This is a genomic window from Pseudomonas sp. T8 (assembly GCF_024610635.1).
In the GTDB taxonomy this organism is placed as follows: Bacteria; Pseudomonadota; Gammaproteobacteria; order Pseudomonadales; family Pseudomonadaceae; genus Aquipseudomonas; species Aquipseudomonas chlororaphis_I.
The window spans coordinates 5,518,842-5,542,672 of record NZ_CP102374.1 but is presented as its reverse complement, the minus strand read 5'-3'; the positions used below and the strand labels follow the sequence as shown (position 1 = coordinate 5,542,672).

Below are 23,831 nucleotides of genomic sequence, written 5' to 3'. Positions count from 1 at the left end.
TCGGAAGCAGAAAAACGAGCGCGCCCAGAGGGCGCCTCCCGTAACGCCTGGATGATCCAGACTCGTTACACCTTCAGAGACGCCCTTGGGCGCGCACGATTAACAGCAATGAATTACAGCTTTATCAATGAACGTCTTTCCAGTATTCGCGCTTGAGCAGATAGGCGAACACGAAGAAGAAGGCCAGATACAGTAACACATAGGTGCCGATACGTTGATGCTCCAGCTTGACCGGGTTGGCCGAGTAGGCCAGGAAGGTCACCAGGTTCTTGACCTTCTCGTTGAACTGTTCTTCGTTGAGCGCGCCGGTTTTTGGCAGCACGGTCAGCTGGTCGCAGGCTTCATGGGTCAAAGCGGTGCCGGTCAGCGGATCGTATTGCTTCTTGCCGTCTTCGACGATCTGAACCTGCTTGCAACCCACAACCTGGCGGCCTTGCAGGCCGACCAGAACGTTAGGCATGCCCACGTTCGGGAAGACCTTGTTGTTCACGCCCCATGGGCGCGCAGGGTCTTCGTAGAAGGAACGCAGGTAGCCATAGAGCCAGTCGGTACCACGCACACGAGCCACCAGGGTCAGGTCGGGCGGAGCCGCACCGAACCAGGTCTTGGCGTCAGCCGGCTGCATGCCGATGTTCATGTGATCGCCGATTTTTGCACCGGTGAACACCAGCTTGCTCATCATCAGATCGTGAGGAATCCCCAGATCGTCGGCAACGCGCTCATAGCGCTGGAACTTGGCGCTGTGGCAGCCCATGCAGTAGTTGGCGAATGTCCGCGCGCCATCCTGCATGGCGGCCTTGTCGGAGACGTCGATGTCGACTTTTTCCAGCTCGGGACCACCTTGTGCGGCCGCGAAGGACAGTACAGGCATAGCAGCAAGAATCAGTACAGCAAATAGCTTTTTCATCAGCCAGTCACCCTTTCCGGAACCGGTTTGGTCTTCTCGAGCCTGGTGTAGAACGGCATCAGAATGAAGTAGGCGAAGTACAGGAAGGTACATACCTGCGACAGCAGCGTACGACCCGGAGTCGGTGCCAGGACGCCCAGGATCCCCAGGATCACGAACGAGATGCAGAACACCACCAGCCAGATCTTGCTCAGCCAACCCTTGTAGCGCATGGATTTGACCGGGCTGCGGTCAAGCCATGGCAGCACGAACAGCACAGCGATCGCCGCACCCATCGCAATCACACCCAAGAGCTTGTCCGGAACCGCACGCAGAATCGCGTAGAACGGGGTGAAGTACCAAACCGGGGCGATATGCTCAGGCGTCTTGAACGGGTTGGCCTGCTCGAAGTTCGGCTTCTCGAGGAAATAACCACCCATTTCCGGGAAGAAGAACACGATCGAACAGAAGATGAACAGGAACACCACCACACCGACGATGTCTTTCACGGTGTAGTACGGATGGAACGCGATGCCATCCAGCGGTACGCCGTTTTCGTCTTTGTGCTTCTTGATGTCCACGCCATCCGGGTTGTTCGAACCCACTTCGTGCAGCGCCAGGATGTGCAGCACCACCAGACCAAGAATCACGATCGGCAGGGCCACAACGTGCAAGGCGAAGAAGCGGTTCAGGGTGATGCCGGAAATCAGGTAGTCACCACGAATCCACTGGGTCAGGTCGTTACCGATGACCGGGATCGCACCAAACAGCGAGATAATCACCTGGGCGCCCCAGTAGGACATCTGCCCCCAAGGCAGCAGGTAGCCCATGAAGGCCTCGGCCATCAGCGCCAGGTAGATCAGCATGCCGAACAGCCACACCAACTCACGCGGCTTCTGGTAGGAACCGTAGAGCAGGCCACGGAACATGTGCAGATAGACCACGATGAAGAACGCCGAAGCGCCGGTGGAGTGCAGCAGACGCAGGATCGAGCCGTACTCGACGTCGCGCATGATGTATTCGACGGAAGCGAAAGCTTCTTCTGCCGACGGGGTGTAGCTCATGGTCAGCCAGACACCGGTGACGATCTGGTTAACCAGAACCAGCAGAGCCAGGGAACCAAAGAAATAGAAGAAGTTGAAGTTCTTCGGGGCGTAATACTTGCTGAGATGGTCTTCCCACATTTTGGTCGCGGGGAAGCGCGCATCAACCCAATCCATGAACTTGCTCATCACGCTTTCTCCGTATCGACGCCGATGACAATAAGGTCGTCCGACTCATAGGAATGCGGGGGTACTGGCAGGTTCAAAGGCGCGGGTTGCGACTTGTAGACGCGACCAGCCAGATCGTAGTGGGAACCGTGGCAAGGGCAGAAATAGCCGCCTACCCAATCCTTGCCCAGATCTGCAGGCGCCACTTCAGGGCGGAATGTCGGCGAGCAACCCAAGTGGGTGCAGATACCGATCAGCAGCAGAATCTCTGGCTTGATCGAACGCACTTCCGGGTCGACGTAGGTTGGTTGAACAGAGTTCTTGGAGTCGGGGTCGGAAAGTTGACCCTCGATCTTTTTGAGATTCCCCAGGATTTCCTGTGTACGGCGGACGATGAATACCGGCTGACCACGCCACTCAGCAATCATCTGCTGACCTGGGTCGATCTTGCTGATATTCACTTTCACCGGTGCCCCTGCGGCTTTCGCCTTGGCACTGGGAAACCATGACCCCACGAACGGGACCGCAGCCCCCACCGCTCCTGCAGCACCCACCACGGATGTGGCTGCTACAAGGAAGCGACGCCGGCCTGCATTCACGCCGTCATTGCTCATTCAGTCCTCTCCCATCAGCTTTGTGGCCTGTTAAATCAGGCATCTACTAAGTAAAAATCTGAACTTATAAAAATTTTGCCGAATGGTAATGAAAAGCCCCTACTCTGACAAGGTAATTACCAACTTGGCCCTGCCCCAAGCCCTGTAGTATAGGGGCTCTGCAGATGTGGCAAGTTGTCACACTGTAAAATAGTCACCCATAAAAAAACGCCCAGCTCCACGAGGAGACTGGGCGTTCTTTTGAACGCGAAAGCGAATTAACGCTTCGAGTACTGCGGACGCTTACGCGCTTTACGCAGACCAACTTTCTTACGTTCAACTTCACGTGCGTCACGGGTTACGAAACCGGCTTTACGCAGAGCGCTGCGCAGAGTTTCGTCGTAATCCATCAGAGCGCGAGTGATGCCGTGGCGGATTGCGCCAGCTTGGCCACTCACACCACCGCCGATAACGGTGACGTAGATGTCGAACTTCTCGACGGTCTCGGTCAGTTCCAGCGGCTGACGAACTACCATGCGGGCAGTTTCGCGGCCGAAGAAGTTATCCAGGGAGCGGTTGTTGATGGAGATGTTACCAGTGCCCGGACGCAGGAAAACGCGTGCGGTTGCAGTCTTGCGACGGCCAGTGCCGTAATTTTGAGTCGCCGACATAATGAACTATTCCGTTAAATCTTCAGTTCTTGGGGCTGCTGAGCAGTATGAGGGTGTGCAGCGCCCGCATAGACTTTCAGCTTACGGTACATGTCGCGACCCAGCGGGTTCTTAGGCAGCATGCCTTTTACCGCGGTCTCGATCACGCGCTCAGGGGCCTTGGCGATCAGCTTTTCAAAGTTGATCGACTTGATGCCGCCCGGGAAACCGGAGTGGGAGTAGTACATTTTGTCAGTGGTTTTAGCGCCAGTAACACGTACTTGCTCAGCGTTGATCACGACGATGTAGTCACCGGTGTCGACGTGAGGGGTGTACTCAGGCTTGTGCTTGCCACGCAGACGGCTCGCGATTTCGGTGGCCAGACGACCCAGGGTCTGACCAGCAGCGTCGACGACAAACCAGTCGCGCTTAACTGTTTCCGGTTTAGCAGTAAAAGTTTTCATTCTTTATAGCCTCAGGGGCCGCCCTGTAAATTAGACGGCGGATCTTACTGAATAGTGCGTACTTTGACAAGTCAAAGGCAGCCGGATACAGACGCTATCGGGGGCTCGGGTCAGCGCGTCCGTTATACGGCAAGATTCTTCGGCAGGCGGCGCATCACTTCCACTGCAGAAAGAGCTGCGGAATTATGCAGATTGCGAAAAAAAATTCAACCTGCTTTTATGATTGTTTTGCCGAAGGAGCACCCGATGGACTATCGCCAGCTAGGCCGGACCGACCTGAACGTGAGCGCAATCTGCCTGGGAACCATGACCTGGGGCGAGCAAAATAGCGAGTCCGAGGCCTTCGCCCAGATCGAACGGGCCAAGGCTGCGGGGATCAATTTCATCGACACCGCCGAGATGTACCCGGTGCCGCCAAAGGCCGAAACCTATGCCACCACCGAGCGCTACATCGGTAACTGGTTCAAGGCTCGCGGCGATCGCGCCGACTGGATCCTCGCCAGCAAGATCGCCGGTCCCGGCAATACCATCGACTACATCCGCGACAAGCAGCTCAAACACAACCGCAAGCACATAGTCCAAGCCGTGGACGCCAGCCTCGAGCGCCTGCAGACCGACTGGATCGACCTCTACCAGCTACATTGGCCGGAGCGCAGCACCAACTTCTTCGGCCAACTGGGCTACAAGCACAAGGAAGAAGACTTCACCCCGCTGGAGGAAACCCTCGAAGCCCTGGACGAACAGGTCAAGGCCGGCAAGATCCGTCACATCGGCCTGTCCAACGAAACGCCCTGGGGCACCATGAAGTTCCTGGCCCTGGCCGAGAGCCGCGGCTGGCCACGGGCGGTATCGATCCAGAACCCGTACAACCTGCTCAACCGCAGCTTTGAAGTGGGCCTGGCGGAAATCGCCATTCGCGAACAATGTGGATTGCTGGCCTATTCGCCCCTGGCGTTCGGCTTCCTCTCCGGCAAATACGAAGGCGGCGCGCGCCCGGCCAAAGGCCGCCTGAGCCTGTACAGCCGCTTCAGTCGCTACTTCAACCCGCAATCGGAAGCGGCCTGCAGCCGTTATGTCGCCCTGGCCCGCGAACACGGCCTGGACCCGGCGCAAATGGCTCTGGCATTCGTCACCCAGCAACCGTTCGTCACCAGCAACATCATCGGCGCGACCACCCTTGAGCAACTGGACAGCAACATCGCCAGTCTTGAGTTGAAGCTGTCGAATGAGGTGCTGGCCGGCATCGAGGCGATCCACAAGGACCACCCGAACCCGGCGCCGTAACCTGCCCTCCCGCCTAGAAGCGAGCTGGCCCGCCAAGCTCGCCTCTACGCAGGAGACAACGCGCTACAGGGAACGCGCGATGATCTCCTTCATGATCTCATTGGTCCCGGCATAGATCCGCTGCACTCGCGCATCCGCCCAGGCCCGGGCCACCGGGTATTCCCACATGAAGCCGTAGCCGCCATGCAACTGCACGCACTCGTCGAGCACCTTGCACTGCAGGTCCGTGCCCCAGTACTTGGCCATGGCGGCGGTCGGTACGTCGAGCTTGCCTTGCAGGTGCAATTCCAGGCAGCGGTCGACGAACACCCGACCGATCTGAATCTCGGTGGCCATTTCCGCCAGCTTGAAGCGGGTGTTCTGGAAATCGGCGATCGATTTGCCGAAGGCCTTGCGCTCGCGGGTGTATTCCAGGGTCCACTGCAATGCCGCCTCGGCTGACGCCAGGCCACCCACAGCCACCGTCAGGCGCTCCTGGGGCAGCTCCTGCATCAGATAGGCAAAGCCCGCGCCGGCCTGCCCCAGCAGGTTTTCCTTGGGTACGCGAACATCCTGGAAGAACAGCTCCGACGTGTCCTGGGCCTTCATGCCGACCTTTTCCAGGCGCTTGCCCTTGGAGAAACCGGGCGTATCCGCCTCCACCAGGAACAGGCTGGTGCCCTTGGCGCCGGCCTTGGGATCGGTCTTGGCCACGACAATCACCAGATCGGCCAGATAGCCGTTGGTAATAAAAGTCTTCGAGCCGTTGATCACATAGTCGTCACCGTCCAGCACCGCGGTGGTCTTGACCCCTTGCAGGTCGGAACCAGCGCCCGGCTCGGTCATGGCAATGGCCGTGACCATCTCGCCAGATACCAGTTTCGGCAGGTACTTGTGTTTCAGCGCCTCGCTGCCGTAATGCAGGATGTAGGGCGCGACGATGTCGGAATGCAGGGAGAAGCCGATGCCGGTCAGGCCGAGACGCCCCACTTCCTCGATCACCACCGCGCTATAGAGGAAGTCAGCCCCCAGCCCGCCGTACTCCTCGGGGAGATGGGAGCAGAGCATGCCCGCCTCACCGGCCTTGTTCCACAAGGCGCGGTCGATGTAGCCCTGTTTTTCCCATTGCCCATGGAACGGCACGGCCTCCTTTTCCAGGAAGGTACGCACGCTGTCACGAAAGAGTTCGTGCTCGGAGCTGAACAAGGTTCTGGGGATCATGGGGCCACCTGTCGTTATTGTTAGCCGGGATTGGCCCACAGAGCCTAAGCCCACGCGTACGACACAGGACACTGGACACATCCGACAAAAAATAAGACGATCCAGCCGTCTGGTGACCACTTTCCCCTATAAGAACAATTGAATTATGTCTAACCAAACCTCCACGCCCTTGCGGCGCGTCAGCATCCTGGCGATCGACCGGGTTTTCGCCTCCACCCTCATGCAAGCCAAGGACTTCTTCCATCTGGCCAGCCTGCGCTACGGCAAGCAGCTGGGCCAGGGCCTGACCCCGGCATTCGAAACCCGCCTGGTCAGCCCGGACGGAAAACCGGTGTGCAGTTTCAGCAACGTGATGCTCCCGGTGGACGGCGCCCTGGAAGATACCGATGTGATCATCCTCCCGGCGTTCTGGGACGATTTCGAAACTCTCTGCCAACGTTATCCACAGATCCTGCCCTGGCTGCGCCAGCAACATGCCCGCGGCGCGGTGCTCTGCGGAGAGGCCACCGGGGTGTTCTGGCTGGCCGAGGCCGGGCTGCTCGACGGCAAGGAAGCCACCACTTACTGGCGCTTCTTCAATGCCTTCAGCGAGCGCTTCCCCAAGGTCCAGCTCAATCAGGACAAGCACCTGACCGACGCCGACAACCTGTATTGCGCCGGCGGCACCACCTCGGCCTGCGACCTGTACATCTACCTGATCGAGCGCTTCTGCGGCGCCAACGTCGCCCAGGCCGTGGCCCGCGACATTCTCTATGAAGTGCAGCGCAGCTATTCCCCGGGGCGTATTGGCTTCGGCGGCCAGAAGCTGCACCAGGACGTGATCATCCTGCAGATCCAGCACTGGCTCGAAGAGCACTTCGCCGACAAGTTCCGCTTCGAGGACGTGGCCCGGGAACATGGCATGAGCATTCGCAATTTCATGCGGCGCTTCCAGACCGCCACCGGCGACAAGCCCCTGCATTACCTGCAACGCCTGCGTATCGAAACCGCCAAGGGCCTGCTCTCGGGAACGCGCAAGAGCATCAAGACCATCAGCTATGAGGTCGGCTATGACGATGCGAGCTTCTTCGCCCGCCTGTTCCGCCAGCACACCGAGCTGTCACCGAACCAGTACCGGCAGCAGTTTCACCAACAAGCCGCATAAATGAAAAAGGGCCTGCAATGCAGGCCCTTCTTTTATCCAGACAACCGTTAAGGCTTGTGCGCCCGTGAGAGGAACTCGTGGGACTGCATTTCCAGCAGACGGCTGAGGGTGCGCTGGAACTCGAAGGTCAGGCGACCGCCGGTGTACAGGTCCTTGAGCTCGACTTCAGCGGAAATGATCAGCTTGACGTTACGGTCATAGAACTCGTCGACCATGTTGATGAAGCGACGGGCGATGTCGTCGGTGGCGACGCTCATCTGCTCGACACCACTGACCAGCACAGCGTGGAAGATCTTGCCCAGCTCGATGTAGTCGTTCTGGCTGCGCGGACCGTCGCACAGTTCACGGAAGTCGAACCAAGCCACGTCATCACAGGTACGCAGGGCGCGGATTTCGCGGTTCTCGACGATCAGCACATCGTTTTCCACCGCCTGGGTGCATTCCGGCGTCAGCGCGCGGAAGCTCTTGCGCAGGCTTTCGTGGGCCGCTTCGTCCAGCGGGAAGTGGAACAGTTCGGCCTGCTCCAGATGACGCAGACGGTAGTCGACACCGCTATCGACGTTGACGATTTCGGTATGCTGCTTGATCAGGGCAATGGCCGGCAGGAAGCGCGCCCGTTGCAGGCCATCCTTGTACAGACCGTCCGGCACGATGTTCGAGGTGGCCACCAGGGTCACGCCGTTCTTGAACAACTCTTCCATCAGCGTGCCGAGGATCATGGCGTCGGTAATGTCGGAGACGAAAAATTCGTCGAAGCAGATCACCCGGGCCTCATCGGCGAAACGCTTGGCGATGATGGTCAGCGGGTTCTTCTCGCCGCCCAGGGTCTTCATCTCTTCGTGCACACGCTTCATGAAGCGGTGGAAGTGAGTACGGACCTTCTGCTTGAACGGCAGGGCTTCAAAGAAGGTATCGACCAGATACGTCTTGCCACGCCCTACCCCGCCCCAGAAGTACAGGCCCTTGACCGGCACCTGGTCTTTCTTGCCAAACAGCTTGCCCAGCAGGCCCGGCTTGTTGTTCGACGCGGCGATCAGATCGTCGTACAGGCGCTGCAAATGACGCACGGCGGTTTCCTGCGCAGCGTCGTGGAAGAACTCCGGGCGTTTCAGATCAGCTTGGTATCGTTCTAGGGGCGTCATAATTCGTTAGCAAGGCAACAAAAACGGGCCGTCACTGTAGCGACGGCCCTTGAGAATGGCAATCAGCCCTTGGTCGGGAGATTGCGGTTAGTCCTGCACAGGCGTCAGGGCGACACGCAGTGCATCGATCGCCGCATCGCGGGCCGCCGCGTCGGCAAAGGCCGGGCTGTCGGCCACGCACTCACCTTCCAGCCAGACGCTGAAACTCAGCGCTTCGCTGCGCAGTTCCAGAGCCTGGCCGGCTTGCAGTTGCTTGGTCACGGCACCCGCAGTCTTGCCGTCGGCGAAGTTGCGCGACAGCAACAGCTGCTCGCCATCGGCGGCCAGCAGGCGGAAACGGAAGCTGCCGTCGTCTTCACGGAAGCTGACGAAGCGCGCGGCCTTGGCCGCTTTCTTCTTGGTGGTCGCCGCCACTTGCACCTGGTTGACGAACGAACGCAGGCCCACGGCCTCACGCAGTTCGTTGAGGAACGGGGTGGCCACGGCGCGGGCTTTCTTGGCGCCGGCCTGGAGGATGTCTTCCAGGTCCGAAGGGCGTTCGATCAACTGGTGATAACGCTCGCGCGCTTCGCCCAGCTGGTTGTCCAGCAGCTGGAACAGACGATTCTTCGCCTCGCCCCAACCCAGGCCCTGCAGCAGTTCGCTGCGGAATTCGTCAGCCTGGGCCTGTGTCGCGAAGGCCTGGAACAGGGTGAACAGGTGCGCGTTGTCCGGGTCCTTGGCTTCGCCAGGAGCTCGGGAGTCGGTGACGATGCGCGAGATCGCGTCCTTCATCTCCTTGGCGCTGCTGAACAACGGGATGGTGTTGTCGTAGCTCTTGGACATCTTGCGGCCATCGAGGCCCGGCAAGGTGGCGACGCTTTCCTCGATCAGCGCCTCGGGCATGGTGAAGAACTCCTTGCCCTGGCCGAACAGGTGGTTGAAGCGCTGGCCGATGTCACGGGCCATTTCCACGTGCTGGATCTGGTCGCGACCGACCGGCACCTTGTGCGCGTTGAACATCAGGATGTCCGCGGCCATCAGCACCGGGTAGCTGTACAGGCCCATGGTGATGCCGGCATCCGGGTCTTCACCGGTTTCGACGTTTTTATCCACCGAAGCCTTGTAGGCGTGGGCGCGGTTGAGCAGGCCCTTGGCCGCCACGCAGGTCAGCAACCAGGTCAGCTCCGGGATTTCCGGGATGTCCGACTGGCGATAGAAAGTCACGCGCTCCACATCCAGGCCACCGGCCAGCCAGGTCGCGGCGATTTCCAGGCGCGAGCGCTGGATACGCAGCGGGTCGTCGCACTTGATCAGGGCGTGATAGTCGGCCAGAAAGTAGAACGAATCGGCATTGCTGTCGCGGCTGGCGAGGATCGCCGGGCGGATGGCGCCGGCGTAGTTGCCCAGGTGCGGCGTGCCGGTGGTGGTGATGCCGGTGAGGATGCGCGTACGAGTAGTCATGGGTAATCGCTTATCAGACTGCAATCAATTCGAGAGTCGTGGCAGCACCAGATCCTTGAGATCAGTGAGCTTGCCATGAAAAAAGTGTCCGCATTCTGCCACTTTCAGCAGCTCATGGGGGCGCTCAAGCGCGTCGGACCAGTCGTAGACCAGTTGCGGGTCGACCACTTCGTCGGTTTCCGGCTGGATCAGGGTCAGCGGGCAGTTCTGCGGCAGCAGGTCGCTGTCGCGCAGACGCATCACCGCAGCGGCGACCATGAACAGGTGCTTGAGCTGTTCGCCGCGGGCTTCCAGGCGCCCACCGAGGCTGGCGGCGACGAAGCCGCCGAAGGAGAAACCGAGCAGGGTCATCGGCAGATCCGGGTGCCTGGCCCGCAGCCATTCGGCAGCCGCCTGCGCGTCGTCGACTTCACCGCTGCCCATGTCGTGGCTGCCTTCGCTGGCGCCGACGCCACGGTAGTTGAAACGCAAGGTGATCAGGCCGGCGTCGCGCGCCGTACGTTGCAGGGTCGAGACCACCTTGTTGAGCATGGTGCCGCCCTGCACCGGGTTCGGATGGCAGATCAGCGCCACGCCACGGGCGTCGGCGACATCCAGATACAGGGCTTCCAGTTGACCGACCGGGCCGGCAATCACTACGGGGGTTTCACGCATAAGCAAGGAAGGAACTCCGTGACCTCGAATCGGGTCGACTCGTCTAGCAAATTGTCTGTGCCAATCTATTGCGAGTGAATCGCGGTATACAGCGCAGGTTCGAGCCGTTAACGTAAAGCAAAGCCGTTTATAGAGGAAGGACTCGTGGAACACTCGCTCTTAGTTTGGTTGTTGCCGACTCTTGCCCTGATCGCGGGTGTCGCCATTGGATTTCTGGTCGCTCGCCTGCTGCCGAATGCCGCGCCTAACCGCACGCAACGTCAGCTGGATGATATTCAGGAACGTTTTGACAGCTATCAGAACGAAGTGGTCACCCACTTCAACAGCACCGCCACCCTGGTGAAAAAACTCACTCAAAGCTATCAGGAAGTGCAGGACCATCTCGCCGAGGGCGCCAACCGCCTGGCCCTGGACGAGCTGACCCGCCAACGCCTGCTGGCCGCGCTGCACTCCGACTCGGTGCAGGCTCCACGGGAACGCCTGACGCCGCCGCGCGACCAGGAACCGCCACGGGACTACGCGCCAAAGACGCCTAACGCGCCTGGCATGCTCGACGAGCATTATGGTCTGAAGAAGTAATCAGGCTTCGCGTCCAATAAAAAGCCCCCGGACAATTCGGTTGTCCGGGGGCTTTTTTGTATCTGGTGATTGGATAGCGGCTGATCGGACCTCTTCGCGGGCAAGCCCGCGAAGAGGCCGGCAAAGGCCGCACACAAAAATGCCCGATCACAGGATCGGGCATTTCTTCATTCAAGCGATCAGTTACGGATACTGCTGAACCGTACCCGGCTGTTGCTGCTGACCACCATACTGCTGGCCAGGAATCGCCTTGAGGTTCACTTCCACTCGACGGTTCTGCGCACGGCCATTGACGTCGCTGTTGCTGGCGATCGGGTTATCCGGGCCAGCGCCACGGGCCGACAGGTTGGCATCGCTGACACCTTGCGAGGTCAGGTAGGTCGCCACGCTCTGGGCGCGACGCTGGGACAGGTCCATGTTGTGCTGGCGGCTGCCGGTGCTGTCGGTGTAGCCGACGATTTCGATCTGGTTCTGATTGAACTCCTTGAGGGAGTTGGCCAGGTTGTTCAGCGGCTGATAGAAGCTTGGAGCGATGTTCGCCGAATCGGTGGCGAACGTGATGTTACCCGGCATGATCAGCTTGATCTGATCGCCCTGGCGCTGCACTTCGACCCCGGTATTGGCCATGCTGGCACGCAGTTTCTTTTCCTGCTGGTCGGCGTAGTAGCCGTAGCCGGCGGCGGAAGCACCGACTACCGCGGCGCCAATCAGCGCGCCCTTGCCACGGTTGTTGTGGTCGATGGCGGCACCGGCCAGCGCACCGGCCAAGGCACCCAAGCCACCGTATTTTGCAGTTTTGCTCATGCCCGTGGAGCCGTCGGCCTGCCCCTGATTGTCATAGGGGTTAGGCGAAGCACAGCCGGACAACAAGGCCACAGCAGTAGCAACAACGATCAAACGACGCGAGGTGAACATGGAGAAGCTCCTACTTTTTTCATTCTGTGATGCAGCGGACGTTGGCAACAGACCTTTGCAGGCGTTTGAACACGGCCAATGACAAAAATTCCGTGAAACTTTTGACAGCAAATGTCAGGCCCTGACAAAGGGATTCTCACGCATTTCATCGCCCAGGCGGGTGTCCGGACCATGCCCGGCCACCACGGTCGCGTCTTCATCGAGGGTGTACAGACGCTGCTTGATCGAACGCACGATGGTGGCCTGGTCGCCACCCCACAGGTCCGTGCGCCCTACCCCGCGCTTGAACAAGGTGTCGCCGGCAATCAGTAGCTTAGCCTCTGCGAACCAGAAGCTCATGGAACCTGGGGTATGCCCCGGCGTATGCAGGGCCACGCCGCAGCCGCAGGCCAGCTCTTCGTCGTCCGCCAGCCAGCGATCCGGCGCCGGTACCGGCGTGTAAGGCACGCCGAACATGCCGCACTGCATCTCCAGGTTGTCCCAGAGGAACTGATCCTCCTTGTGCAGGTGCAGGGTCGCGCCGGTTTTCTCCTTCATCTGCCCGGAGGCCAGGAAGTGATCCAGGTGAGCATGGGTATGAATGATGCTCACCACCTTCAGCCCCAGCGCGTCGAGCCGCGCCATGATCAGGTCGGGGTTGCCGCCCGGGTCGACGACGATGGCCTTTTTTGTAACAGGGTCGCCGATGACAGTCTACATGTAGACCCTTTGACACCTATATCCACATGTAGAAGCATGTGGACAAGCGACCAAAAGGATGAGTGCATGATGCGTTCCAAGCAATCCAAATCTCGCAGCAGGGACCGCTACAGCTCCCAGGCTCATCGGGTTCTCATACCCGAATTTCAGTTATTACAAGTCAGCTATTCTGCCGCTGAAAATGAGGCTGTCTTTAGTGGTCCAACTGAATACGTAACGTTAGGTGGTGAGGATGGTTACTATCCAAACTTCCCGGTTATTATTCAGGGGAACGGAGAGCCTTGGCGAATCGCAAACTTATACTTAACAACTAAACTTCAACGAGAGAGCGGATACGAATCTAGAACCTTTCGTGGAATCGCCGACCACCTACTTAATTACTTACGATTTCTAGAAGACGAAGGTCTAGACTATCTATACCTTCCGAAAAACAACAGACTCAAGGCAACCTTCCGCTATCACAAGCATCTTATTGAATTGCGAGACCTAGGAGAAATATCAACCAGCACTGCAGGTGCGAGGATAAACGCAATTGCCATATTTTATAGATCAATAATAGACTGGAATATAATTCATAAAGAGGAGATCCCACACCTGCCCTTCGAAGATGTAGTCAAGAAAATTATCGTAACCTCTGGATTCGGAACTCAAAACGCTATAAATGTAAAATCTCACAACCTAGCTATCAAGACGCCTAGGAACAATCTTCCCGCAGAATATATACGGGATGGTGGCTCTCTTCGCCCGCTGGTGTTAAGTCATCAAATATTGATTTTGAAAGCATTACTATCTTCTTCTCGCGAGTACCAACTTATATTTTATTTCGCCTTGTTTACAGGTGCACGGATGCAGACGGCTGGAACGATTAGGACCAGGCATTTGTATGGAAATTTAGATGGAGACGGAAACTTGCGGCTCAGTGTTGGATCAGGAACCTGCATTGACACCAAACGAGGCACGCCATTGACGTTACTCGTACCCGGCTGGCTAGTTAGAGACATGATAATTTACAGCCGCAGTCCGGAAGCAGTAAAGCGTCGCAAGCGCTCGTTCTATGGGGACACTGATGACAACTACCTTTTCTTAAGTAAGAATGGAATTCCATACTACACTAGCAAAAGAGAACTTTACGACAGGCAGAACTCATTGGTAAGCCGCAATACGCTATTAACCGATCGAGCAAGCGAGGTTTCGATTCAGGACGGCGGATCAATTCGGCAACATATCATCGAAATACTAATTCCCCGTATACGCAAGGAGGAACCTGAGTTTCAGAATTTCACATTTCATGATCTCAGGGCGACTTTCGGGATGAACCTTCTTGAAAGTCAGCTAAAACATCTTGGTAACAGGGCAATCACAGCTGCCATAGACTATGTTCAACAGCGCATGGGCCATCGTGACAAGTCAACAACAATGCAATATCTAAACTATAAATCAAGACTAGAATGGAAGTCACAGGTAGAGAGCGAGTTCGAACAAGCCCTATTCAAATATGTAAGGCTTACGTGACATTATGACAACTAGTCTAGCAGTACGCCCGATCTCCATCATCGATTATAAAAATCCTGATGTTGAAGCTTTACACCCACAAAATACTGTCATCGCAGGCGACAACAAAGTTACGAACGGAAAACGTTACTTAGATTTCGGTGCGCTTTGCTATCGACAAAGAAAGAAACGGTCGATTAACAGGTATGGAAAGTACGAGGGAATGTACATTAATCCATCATCGCTTGATATTGATCGACTTTCTCTGATCAGTAAAATTATTGAAGTAGCTCGAGCGCAGACTAGCTTTCTCACAACAGTAGGCTTTCACACTACAATCAAGTGCTTCTTTGATTGGGTTGATGGGCAAACAGAAGAATTCAAGCTCTCTAGCAGAGAATCAGGTAGTCTGGCGTACATTGGTTACACTAAATACTTGCTGGACAGGGTTGACTCCTCTTCAATAAGGGGCAACTCTCTTGCAGCTAACAGTGCGGCAATACTGCAAGTCTCCGCTCGACAAGTTTTAAGTTATGCTACGGGGATGCATGATAGAGAAATAGCACTGCTTACTACTTCAATAATCCAGACAGACCGTCAAGCTCATATCAATTTAAAACAGCTAAGCAGTGACGCCCAATCCCGGACATTTGCGACGTTAATCAAGTTCATTGATGAAGCGCATCGCCTTTTGGTTGAGGGCGGTGATTTTCCTATACACCTAATTTCCCCAGGAAGTGATCCCTATTTCGTCTACAGTCTTCATCAAAATACCGCTAAGACCCAAAAAGCCAACTTAAGTATGGCCAACTTTCTGTCAACATGCTCAGAATTTCCCAGCTGGGAAACGACAGCAGAACACTTCAGCATCCCTAAAAACAATCTACTATACAACTTAAACTATACCAACTACAAAAAAGCATACATCAAAAACAATATCGATAAGCGCTCTAGCATTCGACTCCAAATTGCAAATCACGCAATGACCGCGGGCATGCTAGCATTCATAGGGGCGACCGGATGCAACCTAAGTATCGCTCAAAAACTTGACATCGAAAGCTCTGAAGTATTACCCAGCACCCAAGGTTATCGTTTCTTTGGCGTGAAGCCTAGAGCTAATGGCAAGACTGTCGCGCCAGAATTCGGAGCCCGTTTCACACCCACATTTCATAAAATTCTTGAAATACGTAACTGGCTACTTGATGGCCGAGAATCTAATTATGTGTTTGTCATTTTACCCAAAGGAACGAACACAATCGGTTATGTTGGCACTAGCGCACTTCAAACCTTAAAAAAATTAATGCGAAAAATTTACCCCTTAATCTCTTGGGTTCCTGCCATACAATGGCGAAAAAATGTAAGCTACCAGTATATTAGCAAAAGTGGTGGGGACACTGTCCTGACCGCTGAAAAGCTCAGCAACACCGAGAGTACAGTAGCAAAAAACTATGCTAGACCTGCATTGGAAGAGTTCGCCAGTCAAATAACTAATTTGCTTGATGCTATCCATTCAACAGCAATCGCTAAGACGCGCACTACTGAGCACATTCCGGTCCGTATCGCCACGGACAAGAGGCAGGAAGCAACTATAGGTGTTGGAGGCTGCGTAAAAAAATCAGATATAGATCCGCAACGGACCGCCGGCTTCACCGAACAGGCGCCAAAACCCTCTTGCCGGGATCCCGAGACGTGTTTGTTTTGTGATTTCTATTCAGTGCATGCCGACGAAGACGACATCCGTCGACTGCTTTCACTAAGATTTGTAATTATGGCAACTAAACCAAATATAGATCATGAACATTGGATCCAGAAGATTGCCCCAACCGTTCACAGAATCGACGAAGTCCTGAGTGCAATTAGCCATACAGGATCCAATATTCCATTTTTGATTTCCCAGATTCGTAACGAAGTAGAGTTAGGGCATTTAGATGAATTCTGGGCTATCCACTTCGACACGCTGGTACACATAGGAGCAGTTGTGTGAACAAAATTAGAGTTCATGACCGGCTAGAAGAACTAGCATATTTTCCTGAGGAAGGAGGGAGTCTTTCATTCTATCTTTCACCGAAGGACAGTCTCGTAATATCGCGAGATTTTGAGGGTCAGGTAATCTCCTACTTCATCGATGACGTGTGGGACATGCGTGTATATGATGCTAAAAATAAGTGCGTCTACAGTTTTTCCTCATGGTCTAAAACTGACAGCCCGCTCAAAACCATAATCATCAGAGAAATGAAAATTGCGCAACTCGCTAGACTTTATCTTTCCGGCGCACCAAGGCGAGTAGCCTCGGTACGGTTGATTTTGCTGCGAAAACTGGCGAGGCTCGCGCTTAGTAACAGTACAACCCTGACGAACTTACTAAATGATTCAAACTACCACACATCAATTATTACTAGCTTCGCCGCGCTCACGCCAGACTCGATGAAATCTCTGATTACAGTATTTAAGGAGCTTTTCGCAATACGCACCAGACATAACGAATTCACCATTGCCCCACCTAGCCACCTACTTGACAAGCTTGAGCTAATTTACAACAAATATCCGAAAGCCAAACAAAACACCCCTCTGCAAACAAAGCTAATGCCCTCAAGGATTTACGGCGAGCTCATTAATGGCCTAAGTAAAATACTTGATGAATTTAACCTCCACTCAGCACAAATAGAAGAATTTCATAAAACAAGATTAACCACTTATGGTTATGCCGTACCAGAAGCCCACAGCAATAGAAGCCAAAATATTATATCTTGGAACCAGGCCGTGAGCCATAATGGACTCGCGAGGCTTTTTGAAGGCTTATCAATAAGAAACTGGAAAGAACTAGCAATGTACATTGGCGAAGTCCAAGCGGCAGCCAAGTACTGGATTCATTTGTTCTCGGGAATGCGTGACAATGAGGCAAATTTTCTACCATCTGATACTTACGCGTCGATTGATTCTGGAACTGCCTCGTTCAAAATTTTGAAAGGCTATACTTCAAAGATAGCAGCACAAAACCACACACCAACCTTCTGGGTAACTCATGAAATTATTGAAAAAGGCATTAATGCCGCGAAGATAATCGGAACAATATCTGCTTTTATGTGCGGATGGGACGACCGAAATAAATTACAGTATCCTCTATTCGCTGGCAGGGTAGCTAGGAAGCACAACGCTGGCTCCTCGAATAAAAATACATGGCATTTCGAAGGAGCACCAGTAGCAGGGAGCATCTGCCAAACAGCACTTAGCAGACTCCTCAAAAAAATTCCCACTCTGTGCATTTGTGAATCAGACATACGTGAGCTTGAACTGTTTGATGGGTTCCGTGATTGGCGAAGCGATCCTGACTTAGCACTTGGTGCGCCTTGGCCACTAGCAACACATCAATGTCGAAGATCACTAGCGGTTTATGGGGCTCGCTCAGGGATGTTATCACTGGGATCTAGTGCCCTCCAGTTCAAACAGTTAACAGAGGCAATGGCCTCATACTATCGAAAGGATAGTATATTTTCAGTGAATTTTTTACAGTCCGATGAAGCTCAGAATTGGATGGGCGAATTGGAGCATGAGCGCAGAGCAGCTCAATTTTTTAACTATGACAACGACATTATCAAAACCTCAAATCGACTGTGGGGAGGAGAGGGAAATCGAATCCAACAAGCGCGCGACAAAGGTCGCCCATTAATTATCACTACAGACCGGCAGTTAACTGAACATAAATTCATTAAAGGGGAAATGGTCTACAAAAATGGACCAATCGGGGGATGTACTAATTTAGACCACTGCGATAAAATTTCTTTTACTAGCATCTTTGGATGCGTTGACTGTGAAAAATCAATCTTAGATGATGATCGCAGCTTGAAGAAGATCAAAAAAGGAATTAATAACTTGGTAAGAGCAAAAGAGCTTTACCCTTCCAACGCACCTCAATTCAGCCAACTGGAATCTGAAATCTCGTCATTATATGAAAAACTAGAAAGACGAGGCTTGCGAAAAAAAATGGAGGAAATTGAATGAGCGCTGTCAACGAATACCGCGAAGCACTTCAGAGACTGATATCTAACAAACCTATAAACATCCAAAAAGGCTCCGCCATCAATAAAGATACTGTGGCGTTAGAAGCGGGACGGAAAAGAGGATCAATAAAAAAGAGCAGACCAGAACACGCTCAACTTATATTGGAAATTATCGCTGCCATTCCAGCCTCTCAAACCCCCAGCATCCAAAGCCAAGCAAAAAAACCCGAACAACAGAAGCACTTAAAAAACGTGGCCCGGCAAGAGCGGGATAAAATCAAAAAATCTTATGAGATAGCTCTCGCAAAAATTGTTTCACTGGAGCACGAGAACCATGCTCTCAGAGTCGAACTCAATACTCTTAGAGGTTCACGCGCCGCGCCCAACAAGATAATTGAACTAATAACCCTCTAGAAGTTCTCATTAAACTATCAACCGCGCCCGACTTTATCAGAATGAAATTTTAAAATCGGCTTTGTGACCTACTACAACTTTGGCAAAAAAATGAATTTAACCAGGTAGAAATAGGTTAGGTTGACCTTGTCGGTCTTCAAGAAAAATCTGCCATCAGCTATTTCATTCTCACCGGGGCACGCGCGGCAGAAGCGTGTGGGGCTGGCACTTCAGTTGAATCGCAATTCTGTAAAGTTTCTCTACCGTGAGGTTGACTTCACCCCTCTCAACCCTGCCCATGTAGCTGCGATCCATCCCGCAGGCAAACGCTAGGGCGTCTTGGGACAACCCGACCGCTATCCTCCTCTCGCGGATTTTCTGCCCGAGATCCTTTGCCAGCGCTTGCATAACCGCCTCGATTGACTAAGGCGGCACTATCGGTCGTTTACCTGACAGCTAGCGACGGATTATAATCCGCATTTTGCCCGTTCCGGCTGCTTTGGGTGCCTGTATGAAACCCGCAACATTTAAGCTAGACAGGCATGTCTTCGAGCTTCTCAAGGATGGACATTTTCAGCAATTTACGACCCGTTCGCTGAGGGATGGCTATGCCCTTCGCTTGAATGGCCAGGCCCACGACGTTGAGTTATGGCGCTACATTTATGACCAGATTCAACGCCTGAAGCGCGTCGGCTGGATCACACAAGACCCGATACGACGGAAGCGTGACCAAGTCTTTCACGTCATGGACATGCCTGAAGCTATTACTCCACTCCTTGTGGACCATCGCTTTTCGACTCCCCAGATTGAGACGCCAAGCCTGATTGCCCCCATGGCGTCATCCCAAAAACTATCCCATGGTTGTCCAACCCGGCGACTCGAGTCCCTTGCGAAAGAAATACGTCTGGACATGCTCACCGCTCTGGGTGAAGCAGAGCGCTACAAGCAGCTATTCACCGAGATGCCGGTCCTCAAGGCTCGGGTTGAGGATGACTACATTGAAGCGCGTGACCGCAGTTCAAGGCTTTTGGGGCACCTTCGCGCTATCGAAAATACGCTGAAGCTGTTGGTAGCTGCATGACGGGTATGCGTATATGGCAGAACGCCTGTGTTGCCGCGGCGCTTGGGCATTATCAGTCTTCATCCCATTTCTTTTGCCAAGCAACACCTGGTGCCGGCAAAAGCCGGATGGCTGCTGAGCTCGCGAAAAGCTTATTGCACGCCGGACTCATTGATCTTGTCCTGTGCTTCGCGCCCTCCTGCCAAGTGGTTGGGGGACTGGAGAAGACATTCGCCGATGTGTTGGGCCGCTCGTTTGACGGCCGTCTAGGGTCAATTGGGGTCGCTACCACCTATCAAGCGATGGAGCATCGCTCTGCATCATTTTGGCAGTTGCTCAAAGACTATCGAGTGTTGACGGTCTTCGACGAAATTCATCACTGCGCAGGACACGATCCACTTTTGAGCAACGCCTGGGGACAAATCATCCTCCAACGATTGCAAGACCAAGCTGCCTTCACATTAGCCTTATCCGGTACTCCATGGCGCTCCGATGAAAAAGCGATCGCTTTGGCGAGGTATTCTGATCCGGAAGGCCGACTCGTTTGTGATTATCGGTACGGCCTCAAGGAGGCGGTAGCCGACAAGGTTTGCCGTTCTCCAAGGATAGTGGTCATCGATAACAGCGCCGTAAAGCTCACAGAGCTTGTCGATGAGTTACCGATTGTCACTGTCTATCCGAGCATCGCTCAGTTGCTGAGCGAGTCTCCCGTGACGTTTGAAGATCTACTCACTCATCATGACTTGATCGAGAAGGTCATCGATCTTGGACGCAGCAAACTGGATGCATTGCGCTACGAGATACCGGATGCCGGCGGCTTGGTCGTTGCTGCGAACATCAGGCATGCCAACCAGGTCGCTGCGGTCCTCAGATCGCGAGGCGAAGAGTGCTTGGTGGTAACCACCCGGACCCCAGGCGCGCAACAGCTCATCGAGGACTTTCGTGGTGGGGTGGGGAAGTGGATTGTTGCCGTTGGAATGATAAGCGAAGGTACGGATATCCCTCGCTTACAGGTGTGCTGTTATCTCAGCCGAATTCGAACGGAACTACATTATCGTCAGGTGCTCGGGCGCGTGCTGAGACGCACCGGAAACGATGATAGCGAAGCTTGGCTCTATGTCCTTGCGGAGCCATCACTGCTTCAGTTTTCCCAGCGGGTTGCTGAAGATTTACCGGATGATCTGGCGGTTTTGGACCACATCCAACTTCTTCGGGTCGGTGGTGGCTGCACCACCATGCAAGACAACATAGGCCTGGAGACAGGAGATGGGGCGCTTGATTTTCAAGTCAACCGAGCCTCTTCCACCTCTGAACATATGATTGACGGTGCTGTGGATGAAGGGAGTCTTTTCCGAATGGAGATATCCTCCGGATTTCGAACCGAGATTCTCTCCGTTTACTAATTCAGCGACACAAAATCCAGCAACTCAACCAATTTTCTGCCGTTAGCTGATTCATTCAAGGAGGCCTGAGTGAGGCGCTGGCCGCTGCAGAGACGTAAATCTGTAGGGCCAGGCCTCGGGCCCCTGAGACCTCAACGATCCATAGAACAGCAAAGCCGCGGTGCTGGGGACATGGCTTAGGGATGGCCATTGGCAGAATTATCTCTAATTATCTCGCAAACAATAATTGATCATTTTTTGCTCACCCCTCCCTTCAACGTCCAGTGTCCGCACTGCGAGCCCCGAGCCGGCAGTAGCTGTGCTGCACGTCATGCTGGTCATTCGTAACCACCGTCGTCGAATGGCGCTGGAGACCCCAGGGGTCCCAGCTTTCTAAGCCTGCATTACAGTCGAGTGCAGTTTCCGGCAGAGGGGATATCGCAGCAGCCCCATCACGAACAGCCTGCTCCTCAGTGAACGATGAGAAAGTTCTTTATAGCCCTTACTTTCTGGTGGCGGCCACGCTTTCCATCAGACAGGAGGTTAGACATGGCCGTTTTTACCATCTGAGACACTGAGCCCCACACCAGATGCCACCTAGTTTTCATTGGCCGCCTCCTTCAGATGATGAGAGTTTGGGTTCGCTATTCCTGCAGGCGCTCATAACTCTCGTTGAAAGCTCACCGCTGATGAGCCCCCGCGTTTATGTTGATCCCTATCCACCGACCCTACCAAGGACCACCGCGACGCGCTGCTGACGTCTATCACGCAGCCTTTGACGGACTGCGTATATCAGCATGATGAGCAGTGTCAGGACCACCGTCATCAACGTTTGATATCGATACGTGTCTGTCAGCAGCATGTATCCCAAGACCATGAGAATCGTGCCAATCACCATCCAGGTCAGCCAAGGGAACATCCACATCTTGAACGACAACTCGATCCCGGCCCGCTCTGCACGTGCACGCATCCGCAGCTGCGAGATGGCGATAACCAGGTACACCAGCAGCGCAAGGGCGCCTGTAGTCGACAAGAGAAATACGAACACCTTGCCGGGGAAAAGATAATTCAGCAGACAACCGGCGAAGCCCGCGAGAGTCGACAGGATGACTGCCACCACCGGAACGCCATTGCGCGAAACACTCTTGGTCACAGCCAACGCCTCGCCTCTCACGCCAAGCGAATAGAGCATACGTGAAGCGGTGTACAGTCCAGAGTTCATGCAACTGGTGACGGCCACCAGGACTACCAGATCTACAATGAGCTTCGCCGCAGGGATGTTTAGCACTTCCAATACGCGCTGGAAAGAACCTACCTCCACAAGACGCGGATCATTCCAGGCCACTAGCGAAACCACTAGGAAGATCGAAAGCAGGTAGAAAATTGCAATTCGGTAGACAACCAGGTTGGTAGCACGACGAATTTTTTCTTGGGGATTGGCTGTTTCTGCCGCTGCAATGGTGACTACTTCGGCACCAAAGAAGGAGAAGATCGTGATCAGTATCCCTCCGAGAACCGCATCCCAACCATTAGGCACGAAACCACCGGCCGACCAAAGCTTCTCAACGCCCGCAACCTCAGCTAACGGCCAAACCCCCAGGACTGCCATGCCACCGACCACGATGAAAGCAATGATCGCGATGACTTTTACGAGGGCAAACCAAAATTCAAATTCACCGAAGTTTTTCACGCTGACCAAATTGGTGCAGGCCAGCAGTACCATAATGGCGAAGGCAAATGCCCAGGACGGTATGGCAGGGAAATAGCCATGGAGAATGTCACCTCCAGCGATGGCCTCTACCGGGATGATCAGCACCCAGTACCACCAGTACATCCAGCCGATGGTAAAGCCCGCCCAAGGCCCGATAGCTTCGCCGGCATAGGTGGAAAATGAACCGCTGTTGGGGTTGGCCACAGCCATTTCACCCAACATACGCATTACCAGTAACACCAAAAGGCCGGTCATCGCGTAAGACACGAGAATCACCGGGCCGGCTGAGGCAATCGCTATTGAGGAGCCGATGAACAATCCAGCACCGATGATGCCGGCGATGGAAATCATGGATACCTGACGGGATGTCAAGCCATGTTGCAGAGAACCTTGTTGATTCGGTTGGAGCGACGTCATTTGAAACCTTCGATCAACGTCGCCGCCACAAGAGCGACGGCGAGTTTTCTTGTCGTTATTTTCTGCACGACCCTTCGGACCGCGTTAATCGTGAGCGCACCAGGCTAAGTGAGCGCCTCAAGCAGCTGCCGTAATGATGATCTCAACCAGCATGCCGGATTTTGCTAACCGGGCCTGACCGGTTGACCGCGCAGGTGCATGCTCCTTGACCAACCAGGCATCCCACACACGATTCACTTCTTCAAAATCCCGGAGATCGTCCAGCCAAAGGATCGCGTTCAAAATTTTGGTTTTATCGCTGCCTGCCAGTGCCAGAAGCCGATCGATTTTCTCAAGAACCTCTTGGGTCTGCGCTGCAGCAGATTCTCCCGGTGTGCCAACCTGGCCTGTCAAATACACCACACCATTGTGCTTTACGGCATGGTGGATTCGCGTATCAAACGCGTACCGCTCAATATCAGTCACAGCAAAATACCCCTAGTTAAAATTGAAAACTCACGATCAACTGGCGATAT

At 54.3% G+C, this 23,831-nt stretch carries 23 protein-coding genes; 9 read left to right on the top strand and 14 right to left on the bottom strand.

The window, feature by feature from the left end; all coding sequences use genetic code 11:
- Positions 1 to 124: 124 nt before the first annotated feature.
- The 5 genes from NRG23_RS25180 to rplM all read right to left on the bottom strand — a co-directional run bounded on the left by NRG23_RS25180 (position 125) and on the right by rplM (position 3,804).
- A complete protein-coding gene (locus tag NRG23_RS25180) occupies positions 125 to 907 on the bottom strand; it encodes a cytochrome c1 (protein ID WP_009050727.1) in 783 nt (260 codons plus the stop codon).
- Entirely contained in the window at positions 907 to 2,118 is a 1,212-nt protein-coding gene (locus NRG23_RS25175) for a cytochrome bc complex cytochrome b subunit (RefSeq protein ID WP_007928456.1), read from the bottom strand. The genes NRG23_RS25180 and NRG23_RS25175 overlap by 1 nt, the downstream gene beginning before the upstream one ends.
- Positions 2,118 to 2,711, bottom strand: coding sequence for a ubiquinol-cytochrome c reductase iron-sulfur subunit (petA, locus tag NRG23_RS25170; protein WP_007928454.1), 594 nt, complete (start codon positions 2,709 to 2,711; stop codon positions 2,118 to 2,120). The genes NRG23_RS25175 and petA overlap by 1 nt, the downstream gene beginning before the upstream one ends.
- Positions 2,712 to 2,968: 257 nt before the next feature.
- The gene (gene rpsI, locus NRG23_RS25165; protein WP_003228056.1) at positions 2,969 to 3,361 is read right to left on the bottom strand and encodes a 30S ribosomal protein S9; all 393 of its coding nucleotides are present in this window, start codon (positions 3,359 to 3,361) and stop codon (positions 2,969 to 2,971) included.
- A gap of 14 nt (positions 3,362 to 3,375) precedes the next feature.
- Positions 3,376 to 3,804, bottom strand: a complete 429-nt coding sequence (rplM, locus tag NRG23_RS25160) for a 50S ribosomal protein L13 (RefSeq protein WP_007928449.1) — start codon at positions 3,802 to 3,804, stop codon at positions 3,376 to 3,378.
- 246 nt (positions 3,805 to 4,050) lie between these two features.
- Here rplM and NRG23_RS25155 point away from each other — a divergent pair, with 246 nt between their 5' ends.
- Positions 4,051 to 5,088: an NADP(H)-dependent aldo-keto reductase gene (locus NRG23_RS25155; RefSeq protein ID WP_009050728.1), complete on the top strand. Its 1,038-nt coding sequence runs from the start codon at positions 4,051 to 4,053 to the stop codon at positions 5,086 to 5,088.
- Between the two features lie 63 nt (positions 5,089 to 5,151).
- Here the strand turns inward: NRG23_RS25155 and NRG23_RS25150 are convergent, their stop codons facing one another.
- Complete coding sequence (locus tag NRG23_RS25150) at positions 5,152 to 6,288, bottom strand: acyl-CoA dehydrogenase family protein (RefSeq protein WP_124314342.1); 1,137 nt, start codon at positions 6,286 to 6,288, stop codon at positions 5,152 to 5,154.
- Between the two features lie 244 nt (positions 6,289 to 6,532).
- Here NRG23_RS25150 and NRG23_RS25145 point away from each other — a divergent pair, with 244 nt between their 5' ends.
- Complete coding sequence (locus NRG23_RS25145) at positions 6,533 to 7,432, top strand: GlxA family transcriptional regulator (protein ID WP_172666974.1); 900 nt, start codon at positions 6,533 to 6,535, stop codon at positions 7,430 to 7,432.
- Positions 7,433 to 7,479: 47 nt separating this feature from the next.
- On the opposite strand, the gene zapE is transcribed toward NRG23_RS25145, so the two are convergent.
- The 3 genes from zapE to NRG23_RS25130 form a co-directional block, all read right to left on the bottom strand.
- The gene (gene zapE / locus NRG23_RS25140; protein ID WP_007928431.1) at positions 7,480 to 8,574 is read right to left on the bottom strand and encodes a cell division protein ZapE; all 1,095 of its coding nucleotides are present in this window, start codon (positions 8,572 to 8,574) and stop codon (positions 7,480 to 7,482) included.
- 87 nt (positions 8,575 to 8,661) lie between these two features.
- Positions 8,662 to 10,017 carry a tryptophan--tRNA ligase gene (locus NRG23_RS25135; RefSeq protein WP_053269874.1) on the bottom strand — a complete coding sequence of 452 codons (1,356 nt, stop codon included), beginning with the start codon at positions 10,015 to 10,017 and terminating at the stop codon, positions 8,662 to 8,664.
- A gap of 24 nt (positions 10,018 to 10,041) precedes the next feature.
- On the bottom strand, positions 10,042 to 10,671 hold the full coding sequence (locus NRG23_RS25130; RefSeq protein ID WP_016703548.1) for an alpha/beta hydrolase: 630 nt from the start codon (positions 10,669 to 10,671) through the stop codon (positions 10,042 to 10,044).
- Between the two features lie 144 nt (positions 10,672 to 10,815).
- Here NRG23_RS25130 and NRG23_RS25125 point away from each other — a divergent pair, with 144 nt between their 5' ends.
- Positions 10,816 to 11,250, top strand: coding sequence for a YhcB family protein (locus NRG23_RS25125; protein ID WP_007928428.1), 435 nt, complete (start codon positions 10,816 to 10,818; stop codon positions 11,248 to 11,250).
- A gap of 183 nt (positions 11,251 to 11,433) precedes the next feature.
- Here the strand turns inward: NRG23_RS25125 and NRG23_RS25120 are convergent, their stop codons facing one another.
- Both NRG23_RS25120 and NRG23_RS25115 read right to left on the bottom strand, forming a co-directional pair.
- Complete coding sequence (locus NRG23_RS25120) at positions 11,434 to 12,165, bottom strand: OmpA family protein (protein WP_257372686.1); 732 nt, start codon at positions 12,163 to 12,165, stop codon at positions 11,434 to 11,436.
- Positions 12,166 to 12,279: 114 nt separating this feature from the next.
- Complete coding sequence (locus NRG23_RS25115) at positions 12,280 to 12,852, bottom strand: MBL fold metallo-hydrolase (RefSeq protein ID WP_257375091.1); 573 nt, start codon at positions 12,850 to 12,852, stop codon at positions 12,280 to 12,282.
- 78 nt (positions 12,853 to 12,930) lie between these two features.
- On the opposite strand from NRG23_RS25115, the gene NRG23_RS25110 reads away from it, so the two are divergent.
- Genes NRG23_RS25110 through NRG23_RS25095 form a run of 4 tightly spaced genes read left to right on the top strand, consistent with a single transcriptional unit; the run spans position 12,931 to position 18,767 of the window.
- A complete protein-coding gene (locus NRG23_RS25110) occupies positions 12,931 to 14,376 on the top strand; it encodes a site-specific integrase (RefSeq protein WP_257372685.1) in 1,446 nt (481 codons plus the stop codon).
- Between the two features lie 4 nt (positions 14,377 to 14,380).
- The gene (locus tag NRG23_RS25105) at positions 14,381 to 16,339 is read left to right on the top strand and encodes a hypothetical protein (RefSeq protein WP_257372684.1); all 1,959 of its coding nucleotides are present in this window, start codon (positions 14,381 to 14,383) and stop codon (positions 16,337 to 16,339) included.
- Positions 16,336 to 18,354 carry a hypothetical protein gene (locus tag NRG23_RS25100; RefSeq protein ID WP_257372682.1) on the top strand — a complete coding sequence of 673 codons (2,019 nt, stop codon included), beginning with the start codon at positions 16,336 to 16,338 and terminating at the stop codon, positions 18,352 to 18,354. The genes NRG23_RS25105 and NRG23_RS25100 overlap by 4 nt, the downstream gene beginning before the upstream one ends.
- Positions 18,351 to 18,767: a hypothetical protein gene (locus tag NRG23_RS25095; protein WP_257372681.1), complete on the top strand. Its 417-nt coding sequence runs from the start codon at positions 18,351 to 18,353 to the stop codon at positions 18,765 to 18,767. The genes NRG23_RS25100 and NRG23_RS25095 overlap by 4 nt, the downstream gene beginning before the upstream one ends.
- A gap of 168 nt (positions 18,768 to 18,935) precedes the next feature.
- Here the strand turns inward: NRG23_RS25095 and NRG23_RS25090 are convergent, their stop codons facing one another.
- Complete coding sequence (locus tag NRG23_RS25090; protein ID WP_257372679.1) at positions 18,936 to 19,154, bottom strand: helix-turn-helix domain-containing protein; 219 nt, start codon at positions 19,152 to 19,154, stop codon at positions 18,936 to 18,938.
- Positions 19,155 to 19,257: 103 nt separating this feature from the next.
- Here NRG23_RS25090 and NRG23_RS25085 point away from each other — a divergent pair, with 103 nt between their 5' ends.
- Together NRG23_RS25085 and NRG23_RS25080 are read left to right on the top strand one after the other, a co-directional pair.
- The gene (locus NRG23_RS25085) at positions 19,258 to 19,827 is read left to right on the top strand and encodes a hypothetical protein (protein WP_257372677.1); all 570 of its coding nucleotides are present in this window, start codon (positions 19,258 to 19,260) and stop codon (positions 19,825 to 19,827) included.
- Positions 19,824 to 21,209, top strand: a complete 1,386-nt coding sequence (locus NRG23_RS25080) for a DEAD/DEAH box helicase (RefSeq protein WP_257372675.1) — start codon at positions 19,824 to 19,826, stop codon at positions 21,207 to 21,209. The genes NRG23_RS25085 and NRG23_RS25080 overlap by 4 nt, the downstream gene beginning before the upstream one ends.
- 694 nt (positions 21,210 to 21,903) lie before the next feature.
- Here the strand turns inward: NRG23_RS25080 and NRG23_RS25075 are convergent.
- Both NRG23_RS25075 and NRG23_RS25070 read right to left on the bottom strand, forming a co-directional pair.
- The gene (locus tag NRG23_RS25075) at positions 21,904 to 23,316 is read right to left on the bottom strand and encodes an amino acid permease (RefSeq protein ID WP_257372673.1); all 1,413 of its coding nucleotides are present in this window, start codon (positions 23,314 to 23,316) and stop codon (positions 21,904 to 21,906) included.
- A 117-nt stretch (positions 23,317 to 23,433) separates the two neighbouring features.
- Entirely contained in the window at positions 23,434 to 23,781 is a 348-nt protein-coding gene (locus NRG23_RS25070) for a RidA family protein (protein WP_257372671.1), read from the bottom strand.
- Positions 23,782 to 23,831: the final 50 nt, after the last annotated feature.

What these genes read in the sequence shown, in the direction of transcription:
- NRG23_RS25080 (WP_257372675.1), top strand. Translation starts at nt 19,824, where the DNA reads ATGACGGGTATGCGTATATGGCAGAACGCCTGTGTTGCCGCGGCGCTT.
- rplM (WP_007928449.1), bottom strand. Translation starts at nt 3,804, where the DNA reads ATGAAAACTTTTACTGCTAAACCGGAAACAGTTAAGCGCGACTGGTTT.
- NRG23_RS25110 (WP_257372685.1), top strand. Translation starts at nt 12,931, where the DNA reads ATGATGCGTTCCAAGCAATCCAAATCTCGCAGCAGGGACCGCTACAGC.
- petA (WP_007928454.1), bottom strand. Translation starts at nt 2,711, where the DNA reads ATGAGCAATGACGGCGTGAATGCAGGCCGGCGTCGCTTCCTTGTAGCA.
- NRG23_RS25085 (WP_257372677.1), top strand. Translation starts at nt 19,258, where the DNA reads ATGAAACCCGCAACATTTAAGCTAGACAGGCATGTCTTCGAGCTTCTC.
- NRG23_RS25095 (WP_257372681.1), top strand. Translation starts at nt 18,351, where the DNA reads ATGAGCGCTGTCAACGAATACCGCGAAGCACTTCAGAGACTGATATCT.
- NRG23_RS25090 (WP_257372679.1), bottom strand. Translation starts at nt 19,154, where the DNA reads ATGCAAGCGCTGGCAAAGGATCTCGGGCAGAAAATCCGCGAGAGGAGG.
- zapE (WP_007928431.1), bottom strand. Translation starts at nt 8,574, where the DNA reads ATGACGCCCCTAGAACGATACCAAGCTGATCTGAAACGCCCGGAGTTC.
- NRG23_RS25120 (WP_257372686.1), bottom strand. Translation starts at nt 12,165, where the DNA reads ATGTTCACCTCGCGTCGTTTGATCGTTGTTGCTACTGCTGTGGCCTTG.
- NRG23_RS25180 (WP_009050727.1), bottom strand. Translation starts at nt 907, where the DNA reads ATGAAAAAGCTATTTGCTGTACTGATTCTTGCTGCTATGCCTGTACTG.
- NRG23_RS25130 (WP_016703548.1), bottom strand. Translation starts at nt 10,671, where the DNA reads ATGCGTGAAACCCCCGTAGTGATTGCCGGCCCGGTCGGTCAACTGGAA.
- rpsI (WP_003228056.1), bottom strand. Translation starts at nt 3,361, where the DNA reads ATGTCGGCGACTCAAAATTACGGCACTGGCCGTCGCAAGACTGCAACC.
- NRG23_RS25105 (WP_257372684.1), top strand. Translation starts at nt 14,381, where the DNA reads ATGACAACTAGTCTAGCAGTACGCCCGATCTCCATCATCGATTATAAA.
- NRG23_RS25175 (WP_007928456.1), bottom strand. Translation starts at nt 2,118, where the DNA reads ATGAGCAAGTTCATGGATTGGGTTGATGCGCGCTTCCCCGCGACCAAA.
- NRG23_RS25155 (WP_009050728.1), top strand. Translation starts at nt 4,051, where the DNA reads ATGGACTATCGCCAGCTAGGCCGGACCGACCTGAACGTGAGCGCAATC.
- NRG23_RS25075 (WP_257372673.1), bottom strand. Translation starts at nt 23,316, where the DNA reads ATGACGTCGCTCCAACCGAATCAACAAGGTTCTCTGCAACATGGCTTG.
- NRG23_RS25135 (WP_053269874.1), bottom strand. Translation starts at nt 10,017, where the DNA reads ATGACTACTCGTACGCGCATCCTCACCGGCATCACCACCACCGGCACG.
- NRG23_RS25150 (WP_124314342.1), bottom strand. Translation starts at nt 6,288, where the DNA reads ATGATCCCCAGAACCTTGTTCAGCTCCGAGCACGAACTCTTTCGTGAC.